Below are 17,850 nucleotides of genomic sequence, written 5' to 3' on the forward strand. Positions count from 1 at the left end.
GGCCTCGTGCCAAAGCCGAAAAGCTATGCAGAAGCAATCGGGACGCCTACTGCTTAGGCAGTGCTTCAACTCTGGCGGGGGAGGGCGCTGCGGGCGGCTCGGTGAGTTCAGGAGTTTCGGGATCCACCAGGGATTGCAAAAACCCCCGGTACTGTGCAGCCTTGCTCGCGCTCATGGCACTGCCGGGGGGAATTTGCCCCTGCGCCGCCGCAGCTAGCGGAACCACCATATGCGAATCTGGTTCCAGCCCGATTGCCACCCACTGGGCAGAGATAACTTCGGCATTGCCCTGAGCCGGAACCCTAATCGTGGCCCAGGCGATTTGTTCCGAATCCGTGTGCATCGTGGTCAGGGGACGCATATCCGAGATGACATTCCCCACGCTCCAATACGTCCACATACCTTTGCCGTCCACGCCGCCGGGCAGCTTCTCAATGCCCTGGGGAACGTGCGGATGATGACCGATATAGAGATCAATCAGCCCGCTTGCGGCGGCTTCCTGTGCCCATTGGCGCGCCCAGCCGGAGGGCTGCAGCTCATATTCCAGCCCGTTATGGCCGGACAAAATGACCACATTGGCGCCCTCCTGGCGAGCCTGGGCCGCCCAGGTGAGGATTTCACTCATATTGTCCACGTTGACCAGCCACGGTTTCTCGTTGATGAAAGGCATCCCGCCCAGCTTTCCCCAAGCCAGGGACAGGTGAGCAATCTTGATGGTACGTCCGTCTTTGGTCAGGCTGTACATCTGATAAGGCTTTTCCTCCGCGCTGCGCCGAGAACCGGTGGCTCCCATGCCGGCTTTTTCCAACACATTGAGAGTCTGATAGACGCCTTCGATGCCCTGGTCGGTGGTGTGGTTGGAAGCGGTGGAACAGCCGTCGTAGCCCAAATCTTTCATATCCTGGGCCCAGCCTGTAGGCATAGCAAAATTGGGAAACCCTTGGTAAGGGGCACCGTCGGGGGCAAAAGCAATCTCTTGATGGCAAATCGCCAGGTCAGCTCCCTCGAGAAACGGTTTGATGCCAGCCATCAGATTCGTAAAGTGCGTGTTTCCCGCGGCGTCACGCGACACATCGGGCATGAGGGCATCGTGGGTCAGAGCATCGCCCGTGGCCGCAACGGTAAAGGTGATTTCCGAGGGCTGCGTTGCGGTCGGCTGTGGTTTGACGTTCAAAAGGGATGGTTTGGTGGGAATTTCCGTGGCAGCGGATTTTCCGGAGGCGCCCTCACAACCCGACAGCCCCCAGGTTCCGCCCATCACCAGCAGGGATGCGGCGACAATCTGGCAGACTCTGCGGGTGACGTCTCTGTGCTCCATGAAACTTTTATACCAAATCAACCTGATGATTCCGCCACACTCAGGCTGTGACTGCTCCGGGATTGATGCGTTGAGCTTTGGGAACCCCCAAGACCACGGCTGTTTCCAACAGGTCGCGATCCATACGCTCCAATAGTGCGTCCAATGAATGAAAAGCCAGGTTGTCACGAATTCGATGCACGAACTCGACCACGACTTCTTCCCCGTATAAATCCAAATCCGCACGCCCTAAAACGTGGGCTTCCACGGTACGCCCCACATCGCCAAAATGCGGGGAAGTTCCCACCGAAATAGCGGCGGGCACTACCTCTAGGGAAGTTGGACTTTTCGAGTGGGGCGGGTAAGGCATCCGCAGCCAACCTGCGTAAACACCATCGGCGGGAATCGCCTCCACGAACTCCGCGTCCAAGTTAGCGGTGGGAAATCCCAGTTTGCGCCCGCGCCGCTTGCCGTGAATGACCGTGCCGCGCACCGAATGGGCTCGCCCCAACACATAAGCGGCCTGGTCAACCCGGCCTTGAGCCAGTAGCTCGCGCACCCAAGACGAGGACCAGCGGCGTCCAAAAATCGGGTCGACAATGTTGGGGATTGTCTCTACTGCAAACCCGTATTCTCTCCCCAATTCCCGCAGAGTCTGAGCGTCTCCGCTGTTATTGGATCCGAAATGCATATCTTCCCCAATGACGACCACCAGGGGATGCAGGGGGTTGGCCAGGTAGTCGCGGACGAACTCGGTGGGGGGCTGGGCGGCAAAATCGAGGTCATATTGTTGGACCCAGGTCGTCTCCACCCCCAGCTGTTCGATGCGGGTCAGTCGGTCCGGCAGGGAACAAATCAACTTATTCTTGGGGTCGGGGTGGTGAACCTGGCGAGGCAATGGGTCGAACGTCAACACAACAGAGGTCGCCTCGCGCTCGTGAGCCAGCGCCACGACTTTCTCAATGATTCGCCTGTGTCCGGTGTGAACGCCGTCAAAAGTACCTATGGTCACGATACTCGGGCCGAAACTTGACGGTTTGTCACGAAGTATTTGCACTCCTCAACCTTAGCATGACGCTATCCGCTCCGACCTCGGCGCTGCGCGCCAACCAGGGAAGGGGCGGGGCTTTAACCCTTTTGGGTGTTCAGTTACCAAAAGTGCCTCAATAGGCTGAGTGGGTCACGACTGTTTCAACGGAAAAGTACAGACATGCAGACATGGGTAAAGCGCGGAGCCATTTCCGGCACCGTGGGAGCCTTGACTTTAGCGATGATGACCCTGGTTGCCGTCAGCGAGTCCCAGGCAGAAGGGTTGAACTATGAACGTCTGGCGGGGCCCAGCGGGGTGGAAACCTCCCTGGTGGTAGCCAAGCACACTTGGGGGACAAACTGGCCGGTGGTCTATGTGGCCGCGAACCGTAACCCGGTGGATGCCCTACCGGCGGCGACTATCGGAGACGGGCCCGTGGTGCTCACCGATGGGAAACAGCTGAACCTCGGCGGGGTCAAACCCGGCCACATCGTAATCTTGGGTGGACCGGGCGCGGTTCCCGACGCGGTACTCCAAACAGTCGCGAACGGTGCGGCAACCCAACGTTTTGCGGGGGCGAACCGTTATTTGACTGCCTTTGAAATCGCCAAGTTTGCCGCCACTGATCCTGCCCGAACGGTCACCTACGTAGCGTCGGGAACCGCCCTGAAAGACGCGATGGTGGCAGGGGCATCCAAGGACGGTTTTATCCTGCTGACACCCCCCGTGGTGGAGGTACTTTCCAGCAAATCGTGTCTATGGGCGCTAACACGATTGTATTTATCGGAGGAAATGGCGTGTTGCCTCAGAGCGCTGTAGCTAGGGCAGCCGGCGTTGGTTTAGGTGCGGACGGTCCCGGTAATCCGCATTACATCACCAATAACGTAGGTTTTCAGCTTGAAGGCCTCATTCGGATACTAAGTGCCGAGGAACTTATCCAGATGGAGAACCTCAAGAATGTGCCGGAGTTGTCCTAAGTATTCGCTGGCTACGGATACGCTGTGCTCATTTTGGACGAACCGGAGGTATTCGACATTTCCTATGCTTCGGATATTGGGCCAGGCGCTCCCACTAATCCGCGCGAGGCTGACATAGTCTCGCTCGCGCACACCTCCGATCCCAAGGCTGTCATGGACTCGTGGCGTGGATACGACGGTATGCGGGCGTCTGTCACCTTTAAGCCTTACAGTCTTTTCTGGCCCTGCGACGTGAGCCTTCCCACGACTGGAACGCATTCTACAGGAGCCTATATCGACCACGGCAAGGGATAACGCTCGTGGGGCTTCTTCGCTAACTTAATCGACCCCCTTGCCTTAGACTTAGATTCTGAGGCAAGGGGGTTTTCATGTGGAGCGTACAGGGCGTTGACGGTGTGCCGGTCCTGGTCGAGGCGGACCGTCCCCAGGTCGGTGCCGGCCAGATTCTCATTGAGGTGGCGGCCGCGGGAGTGAACCGGGCGGACTTGCTGCAGGTGGCGGGCCATTATCTGCCCCCTGCCGGGGCACCGCAGACGCTCGGGCTGGAGGTTGCCGGGACGGTCGTGGAGGTGGGGCCAGGCGTTGACTCGGCTTGGTTGGGTCGCGCCGCGGTGGCTCTAGTGGAGGGCGGCGCACAAGCGCAGTTCTGTGCCGCCAACGTGGATTTAGCTTTGCCGTTGCCTATAGCGGGGCGTCTCAATGGCTACATCGCGGGGGCTGCCCTCCTGGAAGCAGCGGTAACGGCCTGGCACAACCTGGTGGACTTGGGATTCCCGAGTGACTCCTGGGCAGGACGTTTCGTGTTGATTCAAGGCGGTTCGGGGGCGGTGGGTACCGTGGCGGTGCAGTTGGCCAAGGCTTTGGGGGCCACGGTGGGAACTACGGCTGGGGAACCCGACAGGTGCCACAAATTGACGCTTTTGGGTGCGGACGCGGCCGCGGACTATCACAATTCCGACGAACTGCTGGGGATGAAACAGGAACTCACCGATGGCCACGGCTTTGACCTGATTCTGGACGTATCCGGAGCCGGGGGATTGGAAAGGAACCTGGAGTTACTTGCCAAACATGGAATCCTCAACATTATCGGCTTGCAGAAGGGGCGTCATGCCCAGCTGGATTTGGGCCAGGTCTTAACCAAATCGGCGCGGATTCAAGGTTCAACCATTCGCGGTCTTGATGTTGAGGCCAAAGTCCGGTTGGTGCGTGCCGTAGGGGAACACGTGTGGCCCCTAGTCCAGGAGCAGCGGATTCGTCCAGTTATCGCCTATACGCTGGCGTTTTCCAAGGCAAAACGTGCCCATAAGTACCTGGCAAAAAGCACCGCCCGACCCTTGGGAAAAATAGTGCTGAGTACCGACGCGTGAAAACGCGCTTGTCCATGAACCTATGCCGCCCCGGGCTAGACTCCGAGTGGTGCGGACATATCTTATGAATCTGTAAAGCGCTGACGGCAGCGTCCGTCTAAAATCTGCGGAATTCGCGGGAGTTGTTGCTTTTTGCTAAACTTGTACAGCCGTCGTGTCGGCCGCGCTACCGATGCTCCAGGAAAAGCCTGGGCGCTGCGCGCAACGAGTTAACCTAAGGAGAACCTGTGGCACTGACCAAGGAAGAAAAGCAAGCAATCATCAACGAATACGCGACTCATCCCGGGGACACGGGTTCCCCCGAAGTGCAAATCGCCCTGTTGTCCAAGCGGATTAAGGACCTGACCGAGCACTTTAAGACTCACGAACATGACCATCATTCCCGTCGTGGTTTGATGCTGCTGGTCGGCCAGCGCAAGCGTCTGCTGGGCTACTTGCAGGACATCGACATCGAACGCTACCGCAGCCTCAAAGAGCGCCTCGGTTTGCGTAAATAGCAACTGAGCTGGCCGGATACCCGGTCAGCTTTCTTTTCATGCCGGTATTGTCCGGCTGGTATATGTAGGAAATCCAGCGCTAATCGGTCCTCGGTAGTGGCCTCCTGGACTGCCGCAAGTATCCCGGTTCGTCCGGTGAAGTTTGCGGAGAACCGGCCCAGTGGGCCTCGATCGATGACCGCCGCGCTGAACAAAGAGAGGGGGCTCCCTTGGAGGGACCCGAAATCACGGCGGCGGAAGCCGTCATCGACAATGGTAAATTTGGCAAGCGCGTCCTGCGCTTTGAAACGGGCCTTTTGGCTCAACAGGCTGCCGGTTCGGCAATGGTCACCCTGGATGGGGAAACCGTTGTGTTCGCAGCCACCACGGTTGGTAAGCAACCGAAAGATCAATTCGACTTTTTTCCCTTGACCGTAGACGTTGAGGAAAAGCAATACGCTGCGGGACGCATTCCCGGATCGTTCTTCCGGCGGGAAGGCCGCCCCGGTACCGAGGCTATCCTGGCGGCTCGCCTGATTGACCGCCCGCTGCGTCCGGCCTTCGTAAAAGGGCTGCGCAACGAGGTACAGGTCGTCGACACCGTCCTGTCAATCCATCCCGATCACGCTTATGACGTGGTGGCGATTAACGCCTCCTCGATGGCGACCCAACTGGCTGGCCTGCCTTTCTCTGGACCCATCGGCGGCACCCGCCTGGCCCTGATTGACGGGCAGTGGGTGGCGTTCCCGACCTACCCCGAGATGGAACAATCCACGTTCAACATGGTCATTGCCGGTCGCGTCGTCAACGAGGGAACTCCCGAAGAAGACGTGGCCATCATGATGGTGGAAGCCGGCGGTGGCGAGTACGCCTGGGACCTGATTCAAGAGGGCAAACAGGCTCCGACTGAGGACGTTGTGGCCAGCGCGCTAGACGCGGCCAAGCCCTTCATTAAGGAACTGTGCCGCGCCCAATCCGAAGTGGCCGCCAAGGCTGCCAAGGAAACCCAAGAATATCCGCTGTTCCCCGACTACGAGGACAATCACTATGAGGCGATTAAAGCTGAGGTAGAAACCGATTTGACCGCGGCAATCCAGATTGCTGACAAGCTGACTCGGGAGGACCGTGAGACCGAAATCCGCGATGCCGCCATCGAGAAACTCGCAGTGGAAGGCGGCGAGTTCGAGGAACAGGAAAAGGAACTGAAGGCCGCCTTTAAGGCTTTGGAAAAGAAGCTGGTGCGCGCTCGGGTGCTGCATGAAGGCAAACGTATCGACGGACGTGGGCTGAAAGACATCCGCTCCCTATCCGCTGAGGTCGAGGTGCTACCCCGGGTTCACGGCTCGGCTTTGTTCCAGCGCGGTGAGACCCAGGTTCTGGGTGTGACCACGCTGAATATGCTGCGCATGGAACAGCAGTTGGACAATCTGTCTCCGCTGACGCACAAGCGCTATATGCACCAGTACAACTTCCCGCCCTACTGCACCGGTGAGACCGGTCGGGTCGGTTCCCCCAAGCGCCGCGAGATTGGTCACGGACACCTGGCGGAGATGGCCTTGGAGCCGGTCATTCCGGCCCGCGAGGAGTTCCCCTACGCGATTCGCCAGGTCAGCGAGATTATGGGCTCGAACGGTTCGTCCTCGATGGGTTCAGTTTGCGCCTCTACGCTGTCCCTGCTGAATGCTGGCGTGCCGCTGCGCGCCCCGATTGCCGGCATTGCGATGGGTTTGATGAGTGAACCGGGCGAAAATGGCACCCAGTTTGCGACCCTGACTGACATCTTGGGTGCGGAAGACGCTTTCGGCGACATGGACTTTAAGGTCGCCGGCACTAAGGACTTCATCACCGCTCTGCAGCTAGACACGAAACTCGACGGCATTCCCGCCGACGTTTTGAAGGGCGCCCTGGGTCAAGCCCGCGACGCTCGCCTGAAGATTCTGGACGTGATGCACGCCGCTATCGACGGGCCTGATGAACTGGCTCCGACCGCTCCGCGTATCCTCACCGTGAATATTCCGGTGGACAAGATTGGTGAGGTCATCGGTCCGAAAGGAAAGATGATTAACCAGATTCAAGAGGATACCGGCGCCGAACTGACCATTGAGGACGACGGCACCGTCTACATCGGGGCGGATAACGGTCCGGCCGCCGAGGCTGCTCGTGACGCCGTGAACTCGATTGCGAACCCCCAGATGCCCGAGGTCGGCGAACGTTTCGTGGGTACCGTGGTGAAAACCACCACCTTCGGGGCGTTCATTTCCTTGACCCCCGGCAAGGACGGTTTGCTGCACATCTCCCAGATTCGTCGTCTGGTCGGCGGCAAACGTGTGGAAAACGTCGAGGACGTGCTCCAGGTCGGCCAACAGGTTCAGGTCGAGGTCGCCGAAATCGACCAGCGCGGCAAGCTCTCCCTGCACGCCGTGGTGGACGATGAGGACGGCGAAAACGCAGCGGATTCGGAATCTGCCCAAAGCGAAACTTCTGAGACATCCGACCCGCGTGACCGTGAACGCCGCGATCCGCGTGATAGCAGCGAACCACGCCGTCCGCGGGAGCGGGCTCGCCGGCGGACGCATCGTGCCCGCAGCGAGGACGATCGCGACTTCTCCTAGAGTCCCGCTGTTGAAAACTCTGGTGGCTCGGCGAGGGATATTCCCTCGCCGGGTCACCTGCTAAAGGAGATTATCAATGAACCCAGCTGGCACGTCTGGTGCGCCGTTTTTGCCGATTGTCCTCTCCGGCGACATTGGAACGTATGGTTACGTGCGCTCTTTTTATGAGAAATGGCACGTAAAGCCCCTAGTTTTCACCTCGATGGTGCTGGGGCCGATTCGTCACTCCCGACTGTTAAAGGTCATCCCTGTTGACGAGAGCGCTGCGGACCGGAACCATGCCGCATTCATTGAAAAACTCGTAGAGATGGGTCCCAAACTGGTGGCGCGTTACCCGGACACCCCGCTGGTATTGGTCGCGAACCAAGATACCCACGTGGTAAACATCCAGAGAAATGCCTCCCGTTTGGCTCCGTTTTATCGTTTTGCCTTCCCCAGCGTGGATGTCATCGAACTGACCAATGACAAGGCGCATTTTGCCCGTGCTGCGGAAAAGCACGGGCTGCGAGTTCCCACAACTCTGGAACTCAATCTTGATGCTGGAACGACCGCGCTGATGGATGCCATCACCGAAACCTTGGGGGACAAATACCCGCTCATTATCAAGCCGTGCCAGTCCTACGGCTACGAACGGCTATCTTGGCCGGGCAAATCTAAGGTTTATACAGCTGACAATCCGCGCCGGGCGCAAGCGATTCTGGAGGAACTGGAAACGCATACTGCCGGGAATCCGGACGCGCGTCGGTTCGTGGCCCAGCCGCGGGTGTCCGGAAATGACACGCACAACCTGTCCATTACGGTGTACGTGGATGCGGACAAACGGGTTAGTTTCCTGGGGTCGGCTCATGTGCTGCTGGAAGACCATGTCCCGACCGCCCTGGGCAATCCGGCTGCGATGATTACGGAAAGCTACCCGGATTTGTATCGTCAAGCCAGTGATTTCCTGACCGGCATCGGCTGGCACGGGTTCGCAAACTTTGATGTCAAGGTAGACAGTGCTACCGGCGAGGCCTATTTCTTTGAGGTCAACCCCCGTATCGGCAGGAACTTGTATTACAACACCGCTGCCGGAAATAATCCTCTACCAGCTTTGATTAATGACCTCATCTACCGCCAGCCCACGGAGCCGGCGACCCACTTTGACACGGTTCTCTATACCGTGTTGCCGATACGGCTGATTTTGAAGTACACGACGGGTCAGGTGCGCCGCCAAGTCCAGTCGCTGCAGCGGGTGGGCCAGGTCTTTAATCCGTTGCTGGCCCCGGCAGAAAGGCAGTTTTCCTTGCGATACCTGCGGCGTCGTCTCTATGTGTGGATTTCCACCCAGCGGCATTGGTCGAAGTTCAAGCATAACTATCCGCTGGAGGCGCTGCAGGCAGACGGGCGCGACTCTTTCGATACCATCGGGCTGCGCGCGCAACTCTAACCCCCGCTCTAGCGGCGGGATTCCGCCAGGGCACTGATGAGCAAGGCGACTCCAGAGGTCCCGAATATCAGCAAAATCAGCGCCCACAGCGACACCACGACGCCCAGGGCGGCCCCGAAAACAATCAACCCAATCAGGATAAATACCACGCTGAAAGCGATGGCAGCCAGGCTGCGATGTTCACGGCGGGGTTCCAAGGGTGGCTCCGGTGTTTTCTCTGGCTCCAAGTTGGGGGAGAGGGAGATGGTTTCTGTTGTGTTTTCCATAGTTGTCACCTGTTAATTGTTCTCAAGGTCGGGGGCGCGGTCCGGGGAGGGCGTCGTGGGTGAATCCGGAGGAATCGGCGTGGCGGGTATACCCGGTGTCCCGTTGGGCATTCCGGAAGAACGCGGGGTTCCGTTTACGGGGTCAAACAGGTTATCGCCGGGTTTCCACTTGCTACCACCGGGCTGGAACAGGTCGTTAAACCCGTCTTGGTTGATGTCCTTCCACGGACCAGCCTTGCCTTCATGAATGTCAGCGAGGGTTAATGTGTTGTCTATGTTCAGTTCAGACACGTCTTGTCCGCCCAGCGCTATGGGCTCACCCTCAACTCCGCCGGGCCTATTAATCTCGATAGTTCCGTTCCCGGATACGGCACGGCGGCGAAACTCTCGCAGTGCGGCGCTACTTTCGTTTTCAGAGCCGGCCTCGGTGCTGTTGTATTCTTCCAAATCGGCAGTCATCAAATCCCGGCCATTCAGCACATAGTTGACCAGGAAATGCCCGTCAGGCAGCACCGCTCCGTTCCATAAATCCACGGGGGGACGTTCATAGAGTGACACGGTTCCGTGTGCCAGGTTGATTTCGATAGTTTGGGGTTTCGTTTCGATGTTTCGCAATCCATCAGATAGCGTAACATCGCGGCGAATTTTTAGTTTCGTCACATCCGAACTGCCCAGGCTGATGTTTGCGGCCTCATATTTCTTGGTCCGATCCTCGAATTCCACGCGTTGATTGCCGTCCATAGTGAAGTATTGCGGACGGTGTTTTTCAATGGATGAGGACTGTAAAAAGGTTTCGCTCATGTCCCATTTGCTGTCTTTCAGGGTGGAAGTCGTTACGTTGCCCTGGGCTAAGTTGATTTCCAGGTCAACGTTTTGTTCTGGCAGCGTATAAATTGAGACATCCCCGTTGACCAGATTGACTGTGATGGGTTTACCCGGGTTCGTGTCACGCAGGTCGATGTTAGCGCTGCCGCGAACGGCGCTGAGCTCGTCTCCGGGGTGTAAATCGTTGCTCTGGTAGCTAAATGTTTCGGGAAAATCGTGCCAGTCAATGCTGGAACGCAGCTCACGCAGCTGGGGCATTACGGTCATTCCCAGCGTCGCTAGGGGCAGCGTCACGAACAAAATCACCAGCGGGGTGACGACGGCGAGCCAGCCTGTCCGCCGCTTTTGCAGAGCTGTCACCAGCATGCCGCCTCCCAGCACCATCGTCATCAGACCGACAACCAAAAGCCCAGAACTTAGCGGATCAAGTACCCCTAACAGGGGCAGCAGGATGCCGGTGAAAATCGACAGCAGGACTAACCCGCCGACCGTGAGACTGAGGGTGCGACTCGGTCCGGGTATGCGTGGCGTCAGAATACCCGCCGGCTGGGCAGATCCGGTCGAGGTGGTGCTGGAGGGAGTTGCGAAGCCAGCAGCGGGGACGGTAAAGCTCGGGTTGGGAACCGCAAAATTGGTGGGAGGAGCCGCGAAGTCGGTGGTGGACGCGGTGGGCGGCTCCGGGATATCGTGAAGGCCGTCCGCGGGGGCTGGACCGGCGGGTGTCTGGGGGGTGGAAACGAAGCCGGTGGGTCCGGGAACGTAAGCGCTCGCGGCTGGCGGGGTACCGGCCTTATTCCGGTTCGTAAAGTGAACGATGACCAGCACCACCACGGCTAGGGGAGCCAGCAGCAAGCACAAAACCAGAACTATGAAAAAGAACGCGAGTATATCTTCGAACCCGCCCCCACCGTCCCAAATGTCAAAAATGTTGAACAGGACAATGCCTTGGGGCAGCATCCGCATCGCCCCGAAACACATCAACAGGATTGACCCGGCAACGGCGCCGCCCTGGTTAGGCATGCCGGCGCGCCAATCGGTCCACAAGCTGCGCCCGGTGGTTTGGCTGGGCATCCACAACCACAGCGCCCCGTAAAGCAGGGGAATAAATCCAAAGAACAGCAAACCGACCACTGCCAAACCGCGGACAATTACGGGGTCGATGTTCAGGCGTGAGGCGATTCCCGCACAAACTCCGCCAATGACCCGGTTATTGGACCGCATCCACGCCTGTCCGGTGGGATCCGGGTAGCCTCCCATGCCCGCTGTTCCATAGTTCGTGCCATTGCTCGAGAAACTGCCCGAACCGGGGTAGCCCGCGGGGCCGTAGTTCGAGTTGCCCTGATACGGCGCTCCTGGGTTAGATGCCTGTGGATTAGGAGTTTCCTGGTAAGGAGCGCTAAATCCGGCATCACCGGCGCCATTGGGGTTCGCGGAACTATAGGCAGTTGCCCCGCCAGTCGTGTCTGCATTTGCAGTCTCGTTCCCGCCGGGAGTCTCACCACCGCGGGGAGGCTCACTTCCGGAGGGCAGAACTGAGTCTGTTGTTTGTTCTGGGTTCATGTTTTCGTCCATGTTTCCATCATTGCCGCTGTCGCGCCCGGCGGCCATGGGGGTTATCCCTGATTTGTCCCTGATTAATCCCTTAAGTGGGTCGAAACCCCGTGAAACCGTGGCAAACTGGATTTATGGCAATGTCTGATACAGCCCCTCTCGCGCGGCCTCCGCTGCGCCGCCCGCTACCCGGAACGGTCCCGTCCGGTAAAGACGGGGTTGTGGCTGGGGTCGCCGCGGGGCTGGCGCTGCATCTGGGAATGCCGCTGTGGCTGGTACGGCTCATCTTGGTGGTTTTAGCCCCCACCGGGGTCAGCATTCTGCTCTACGCCTGGTTGTGGATTTTTGTGCCGCGGGGAAATCCCGGGGTCCAGGCGGGTCTGCCGTTTCCCGGAGATTCCCGGCTGGCTAATCCTAATGCGCAGCTCAAGGGGCATTTTGGCAGCAATGATCGCTGGCAAAACGTGACGGTTCCGGCAATTTTGTTGGCGCTGGGGTTAATCACCATAGCCGTACTCGGCGCCTATTCCGGCCCGAAAATCATGAGTGATTTACGTCCCCTCATTGCTATCGTCATTCTCATCACTGGCATTACCCTCATCTGGGTCGGGGCTTCGGCAGGGGCATCTCTGAACGAGTTGCGAATGGGGCGATTCTTGGGTTTTGCCATTCCGGGAGCCCTCCTGGTGATTTTTGCGGTCATGCTGGGATTTTCCGGAACCATCAGCCTGGGGGACGCGCTGCGCGGGGGACTCATCACCCTAGTCGTCCTCGCGGTGTTGAGCTTGGCGGTTTTGCCGCTTTGGGCGCGGTTTTGGATGTCTTACAAGGCGTCTTTGGCCGAACAGACCCGCCAAACTGTCCGCGCCGATATGGCCGCTCATCTGCACGATTCAGTGCTGCAAACCCTCGCCCTGATTCGTGCGCGAGCCGACGACGCCCCGGAAGTCGCGAAACTGGCTCGTGCCGAGGAACGTCAGTTGCGCTCTTGGCTTTACGAAGATCGGGGCCACGCGGACGCATCTCTGTCCCAAATTATTAAGGAGCTGGCCGGCGAAATCGAGGACCGTTATGGGGTAGTTTTGGACACGGTCACGGTGGGTGACGCGGTTCCGGGACCGTGGTCTGAGCCGCTGGTGGCGGCGACCCGGGAAGCCTTGACGAACGCGGCTCGCCACGGAAAGCCCCCATTTTCGATGTATCTGGAAGTCGGGACGGACGCGGTGGAATGCTACGTGCGTGATCACGGTGCCGGATTTGACATTGCGGCTATCCCGCAAGGGCATCAAGGTGTGAAACATTCCATTATTGAGAGGTTGGAGCGCCACGGCGGCACCGCGACCATTCGGTCGGGACCCAGTGGCTGCGAGGTAGCGATGAAAGTGCCCCGCCAAACTGGGGAAAACTGAGGGAGGACAATCGATGAGTGACGGAAACGCGAACCCGGCCGCTGCGGGGGAACACCCGAAGCGTCCCATTTCGGTGCTGGTCATTGACGATCACGGACTGTTCCGGGCGGGAGTAATTGCGGAACTGAGTAAATATCCTGATGAAGTCCAGGTCACGGGGGAGGCAGAGAGCGTGGAGGATGCTATTGCCGCAGTGCGCCAGGGTGTTCCCACGGTGGCATTGCTGGACGTGCACTTGCCGGGCGGTCATGGCGGCGGGGGCGCAGAAGTCGCGGCGGCGTGCATGGGGGTGCCGACCCGGTTCTTGGCGCTGTCGGTGTCTGATGCCGCCGAAGACGTAGTGGCCGTCATTCGGGCGGGAGCTCGCGGCTACGTGACCAAGACTATTGCCACGCCTGATTTGGTTGATGCCATCGTCCGGGTAGCGGGGGGAGACGCGGCTTTCTCGCCCCGGCTGGCAGGCTTCGTGCTGGATGCATTCGGGGCGGCGCGCACCGACATGGTGGGCACCGATTCCGAACTCGATTCCCTCACGGAGCGCGAGTTTGAAGTCATGCGCCTCATTGCGCGCGGTTTCGCTTACAAAGAAATTGCTTCTGAACTGTATATTTCTGTGAAAACCGTCGAATCTCACGTGTCCTCCGTGCTGCGCAAACTGCAACTGTCCAATCGTTACGAACTGTCTAAATGGGCCCAAGACCGGCGCATCGGCTGAGGGGGCGGGGAATCTTCCCCGGGCGCGCCGCAAGGTGAAGCGAACGGCTGCGAGATGATAACGTAAAGGCGCAATTATTTTCGGGATAGAAAAGGAATTTTGATGCGCCGCACCGTGGTAGCCCCCCATGTTACCTCCGGCTTCACACAAGCCCGCTATCCCGCTATTGCCCGCACTTCCAGCCGGGTTTTGCTGATGATGTGGGAGGCGCTGCCCTCCGAGTGCGCCACCGCAACCAAGGCGGAGCTCGCCAGCGCGAACCCGGCCAGTCGGGAGGAACCTCACTATCGTCGGTTGTGCCCGACCAGTCTGTGCCTGTCGCGGTCTTTTGATAACGGTCTGACCTGGGAAGAGCCCCGCACCCTGGCGGCAGGCAACCCGCAGGAGTTCCTCGGATTTCATGTCCCGTCATTCCTGCATGACTGCGTGACCGGGCGCATGTTTTGTTTCTATACACGTTCCCTGGTGCCTGACTGGGACTTGCGCCAGGCCCAAACGGCGCTCTTTGTCGCGTGGACCGATGATGATGGCTTGACCTGGGAACATCAAGACATCACTTCCATGATTATTGCCGGGCGTGACTTTACGATGGCATATATTCCGCGTGGTCGCGGCACGCAGCTGACGACAGGGCAATGGGCACAGCGCCTGTGCCACGCGGGTGTCATCGTGGACGAATCGGGGGATCGCAAAGCGGTGTTTATCGGCTCGGATGACCACGGGGCCAGCTGGTGGTCCTCGCCCCCGGTGGGAGCGAATGTGGATTACTGTACGGCGGTGTCCAACAGTGACGGAACCGAAGTTATGCTGCTGATGAAAACCCAAGGTTCGACAGCGAAAACGTGGGCAAAATCGACCGATGGCGGCCGCACTTTTGGACAGCCCACCGCCGCGATGGACTCCCGTCTCATCAACATCATGAGCCCGCTGGAAGAAGTGTTTCACGGCGCTTGCCCCGGTACTCCTCATGCGGATGTGTTCAGTTATATCGGCGAACGCACGGTGTGCAATGGGGAATGCACGGTGTTGATGCTGTCTACCGATGGCGCGCAGTCTTTCCGGGAGGCGGCGATTTTCGATGTGAAAACCTACGGCGCCATCGACATCGTTTCGCTGGCAGACCAGGCTAAATTCGCCATAGCTTACGAAGGACCCGATGGTGTGGTCTGTGAAATCTTGCCATTCTCCAAACTCAGCAGCATCAAAGCATTAGCGGAACAGTGGGCCCAACAAGCATGAATGATTTGTTTTCTACCCTTGCCGAAGGTTCTAGCGGCGAGATTCCCGTGTCGGCGATTTTGCCGCGCGGGGCAGTCGCCCAGCCCGAAACCCCCGACGCATCCTCCGATTTTGCGCACTGGTCCGGGGTGGATGCGGCGCGCCGCGAGGACTGGAAGTCTCGCAAAGTTGCCGCGATTGTGGAGGGTTTGAACCCGGAACAGCAAGCTGCGGTGACCCACGAGTCCGGTCCGCTCCTGGTAATGGCAGGAGCAGGTTCGGGCAAGACCCGCGTGCTGACCCGGCGGATTGCGTGGCTGCTGGCGACCGAGCGAATCCGCCCTTGGGAAGTTCTGGCGATTACTTTCACCAACAAAGCGGCCGCGGAAATGCGTGAACGAGTCGAAGCCCTGGTCGGCAACGCCGCGAAATACATGTGGGTGTCGACATTCCACAGCGCCTGCGTGCGGATTTTGCGCTCCGAAGCTGACACCCTGGGGGTGACCCAATCCTTTTCCATCTATGACACCGCCGACACGAAAGCCCTGCTGAACCGCATCATCAAGGGCCGGGGACTGGACCCGAAACGTTTCACCCCGAAGTCTTTTGCAGCCAAAATTTCCCAAGCCAAAAATGAACTCATTACCCCCGAAGCGTTTGCCCTAGACGCTGGTATCGACAAAATGAGCCAGCTCACGGCCGAAATCTATACCGAGTATCAGCAGCTACTGCACCGGGCCAACGCGTTCGACTTTGACGACCTGATTGCGTCTACGGTTTATCTATGGAAAGCCCATCCCGACATTTTGGCGCGCTATCGAGCGAAATTCCGTCATGTTTTAGTGGACGAATACCAGGATACGAACCCGGCGCAATATGAGTTGATTCGCTTGCTTACGGTGGGCGCGGCGGGCGATACCCAGCCGCCTGCCGAACTGACGGTGGTGGGGGACTCGGACCAGTCGATTTATGCGTTCCGTGGTGCCACAATCCGCAACATCGAAGAATTTGAGTCGGATTTCCCCGGCGCCACCACGGTTTATTTGGAACAAAACTACCGTTCGACCGGCACGATTTTGTCGGTCGCGAACGCGATTATCTCGGAAAACGAGGGGCGGCGGAAAAAGCGTCTCTGGACCGAAGCCGGACAGGGCGTGCAGGCCGTGATGTATGCGGCTGACACCGACCGGGACGAGGCCGCTTTCATCGTCCGAGAACTGCTCACGCTGCGCCAGGAAGGCTCGTCTTGGGACGACTTTGCCGTGTTTTACCGGACCAATGCCCAGTCGCGTTCCCTGGAGGAAATGCTGACGCGTGAGGGCATCCCCTACCGGGTCGTGGGGGGCACCAAGTTCTATGACCGGCGCGAAATTAAGGACGCTATCGCTTACCTGTGTGCCGCGGCGAACCCGGCCGATGACGGCAACCTGCTGCGGGTGTTGAACGAACCAAAACGCGGCTTGGGGGACAAAGCCGTAGCGACTATTCGTGAAGTGTCGCAGCGTGAAAGCCTCGATTTTGGCCAGGCGTTGCGCCAATTCCTGCCGGGAGGAACCCATCACGGCGACTTGAGCGCGAAAGCCAGCGCGGGGATTGCTGAGTTTGTGGGCGTTTTGGATGCGATGCGGGCTCTGGACGCGGCGGGCGCCCCGTTGGATGAAATCTTGGACACGGCCCTAGAGGACAGCGGCTACCTGCCGAAACTGCGGAAGTCTAATGACCCCCAGGACGATGCGCGGGTGGAGAACCTTGCGGAACTTCGTAACGTGGCGCAGGACTTTTCCCTTTCCGAACCCGATGCCCGCCTGGCAGATTTCTTAGAGCGGATCTCCCTGGTGGCAGACGCGGACCAGCTACCTGACACCGCTGCCCAGCCCGAAAACCCTGCTGACCCCGCGTGCCCCGCCGCCTCGCCGGAAGTAACCCTGATGACGGTGCATACCGCAAAAGGACTGGAGTTCAACACCGTGTTCGTGACCGGGATGGAGGACGGACTGTTCCCGCACTCTCGTTCCTTGGAAAATCCCCAGGACGTGGCAGAGGAGCGTCGGCTCGCTTACGTGGCGGTCACCAGGGCGCGTCAGCGGCTGTATCTGACTCGTTGCGCCGCGCGTACGGTGTTTGGTGAGACGGTAACGATGCCGGCTTCACGGTTCTTGGACGACATCCCGGTCGAACTGGTCGATAACCGGCGCGAAGCCACCACTGTGGACTATTACGGTGGGCTCGCGTCCCGCGGTTACGGCGAACCGGCGAGTTCCGCTTACGGTTACGGCGGGCATGGCGGCCGCGGGGGAGCTGCGGGTGGCTACGGCACTTACCGTGGTGGTCGGGGACCGTCCGGGTCACGGGGCTCGAGCTCCGCGGGTGGGGGCAAGTTCGCCAACTCGCGGATTGGGCTCACCACGGCGCGCGACTTGGCCGGCGGCAAAGACTCGGCAGCTACACCGGCTAAAACCACGAAAGCGAAACCGGTGGGCAAAATCCCCGAACTTCACGTCGGTCAGCGAGTCCGCCACGACATTTACGGGGAGGGCAAAGTCACCGGCTTGGAGGGCCAAGGCAAAGGCACCATCGCCACCGTGAAGTTCCGCACGGGCACCGCTAAACGGCTGCTGTTGAACTTTGCCCCGCTCACTCCGGTCGATTAAACGTTGCAGACCGGCGGGTGTGGCCGGTCT

14 protein-coding genes are annotated in these 17,850 nt (G+C 59.2%); 10 read left to right on the top strand and 4 right to left on the bottom strand.

Going from position 1 to position 17,850, the window contains the following annotated elements; genetic code table 11:
• Positions 1-46: 46 nt before the first annotated feature.
• Positions 47-1,318, bottom strand: coding sequence for a CapA family protein (locus SPI05_RS06010; RefSeq protein ID WP_321077058.1), 1,272 nt, complete (start codon positions 1,316-1,318; stop codon positions 47-49).
• A gap of 40 nt (positions 1,319-1,358) precedes the next feature.
• Complete coding sequence (locus tag SPI05_RS06015; protein ID WP_321077060.1) at positions 1,359-2,354, bottom strand: bifunctional riboflavin kinase/FAD synthetase; 996 nt, start codon at positions 2,352-2,354, stop codon at positions 1,359-1,361.
• A gap of 153 nt (positions 2,355-2,507) precedes the next feature.
• Here SPI05_RS06015 and SPI05_RS06020 point away from each other — a divergent pair, with 153 nt between their 5' ends.
• The 6 genes from SPI05_RS06020 (at position 2,508) to SPI05_RS06045 (ending at position 9,185) form a co-directional block, all read left to right on the top strand.
• The gene (locus SPI05_RS06020; RefSeq protein ID WP_321077061.1) at positions 2,508-3,146 is read left to right on the top strand and encodes a cell wall-binding repeat-containing protein; all 639 of its coding nucleotides are present in this window, start codon (positions 2,508-2,510) and stop codon (positions 3,144-3,146) included.
• Positions 3,147-3,328: 182 nt separating this feature from the next.
• Positions 3,329-3,598: a hypothetical protein gene (locus SPI05_RS06025; RefSeq protein ID WP_321077063.1), complete on the top strand. Its 270-nt coding sequence runs from the start codon at positions 3,329-3,331 to the stop codon at positions 3,596-3,598.
• A gap of 74 nt (positions 3,599-3,672) precedes the next feature.
• Complete coding sequence (locus tag SPI05_RS06030) at positions 3,673-4,671, top strand: zinc-binding dehydrogenase (protein ID WP_321077065.1); 999 nt, start codon at positions 3,673-3,675, stop codon at positions 4,669-4,671.
• Between the two features lie 227 nt (positions 4,672-4,898).
• Positions 4,899-5,168: a 30S ribosomal protein S15 gene (gene rpsO / locus SPI05_RS06035; RefSeq protein ID WP_282921900.1), complete on the top strand. Its 270-nt coding sequence runs from the start codon at positions 4,899-4,901 to the stop codon at positions 5,166-5,168.
• 209 nt (positions 5,169-5,377) lie between these two features.
• The gene (locus SPI05_RS06040) at positions 5,378-7,759 is read left to right on the top strand and encodes a polyribonucleotide nucleotidyltransferase (RefSeq protein ID WP_321077067.1); all 2,382 of its coding nucleotides are present in this window, start codon (positions 5,378-5,380) and stop codon (positions 7,757-7,759) included.
• A 76-nt stretch (positions 7,760-7,835) separates the two neighbouring features.
• A complete protein-coding gene (locus tag SPI05_RS06045) occupies positions 7,836-9,185 on the top strand; it encodes an ATP-grasp domain-containing protein (protein WP_321077068.1) in 1,350 nt (449 codons plus the stop codon).
• 8 nt (positions 9,186-9,193) lie between these two features.
• Here SPI05_RS06045 and SPI05_RS06050 read toward each other — a convergent pair whose 3' ends face one another.
• Both SPI05_RS06050 and SPI05_RS06055 read right to left on the bottom strand, forming a co-directional pair.
• Entirely contained in the window at positions 9,194-9,451 is a 258-nt protein-coding gene (locus tag SPI05_RS06050; RefSeq protein ID WP_282921897.1) for an MFS transporter, read from the bottom strand.
• Positions 9,452-9,463: 12 nt separating this feature from the next.
• Entirely contained in the window at positions 9,464-11,848 is a 2,385-nt protein-coding gene (locus tag SPI05_RS06055) for a PspC domain-containing protein (protein WP_321077071.1), read from the bottom strand.
• Between the two features lie 119 nt (positions 11,849-11,967).
• Here SPI05_RS06055 and SPI05_RS06060 point away from each other — a divergent pair, with 119 nt between their 5' ends.
• The 4 genes from SPI05_RS06060 to SPI05_RS06075 all read left to right on the top strand — a co-directional run bounded on the left by SPI05_RS06060 (position 11,968) and on the right by SPI05_RS06075 (position 17,820).
• The gene (locus SPI05_RS06060) at positions 11,968-13,236 is read left to right on the top strand and encodes a PspC domain-containing protein (protein ID WP_321077072.1); all 1,269 of its coding nucleotides are present in this window, start codon (positions 11,968-11,970) and stop codon (positions 13,234-13,236) included.
• 13 nt (positions 13,237-13,249) lie between these two features.
• Entirely contained in the window at positions 13,250-13,951 is a 702-nt protein-coding gene (locus SPI05_RS06065; RefSeq protein ID WP_321077074.1) for a response regulator transcription factor, read from the top strand.
• Positions 13,952-14,053: 102 nt separating this feature from the next.
• Positions 14,054-15,190: a sialidase family protein gene (locus SPI05_RS06070; protein ID WP_321077076.1), complete on the top strand. Its 1,137-nt coding sequence runs from the start codon at positions 14,054-14,056 to the stop codon at positions 15,188-15,190.
• Positions 15,187-17,820 carry an ATP-dependent helicase gene (locus SPI05_RS06075; protein WP_321077078.1) on the top strand — a complete coding sequence of 878 codons (2,634 nt, stop codon included), beginning with the start codon at positions 15,187-15,189 and terminating at the stop codon, positions 17,818-17,820. The genes SPI05_RS06070 and SPI05_RS06075 overlap by 4 nt, the downstream gene beginning before the upstream one ends.
• Positions 17,821-17,850 lie beyond the last annotated feature (30 nt).

Origin of the sequence: Mobiluncus sp., assembly GCF_034180645.1 — a bacterium.
GTDB lineage: Bacteria > Actinomycetota > Actinomycetes > Actinomycetales > Actinomycetaceae > Mobiluncus.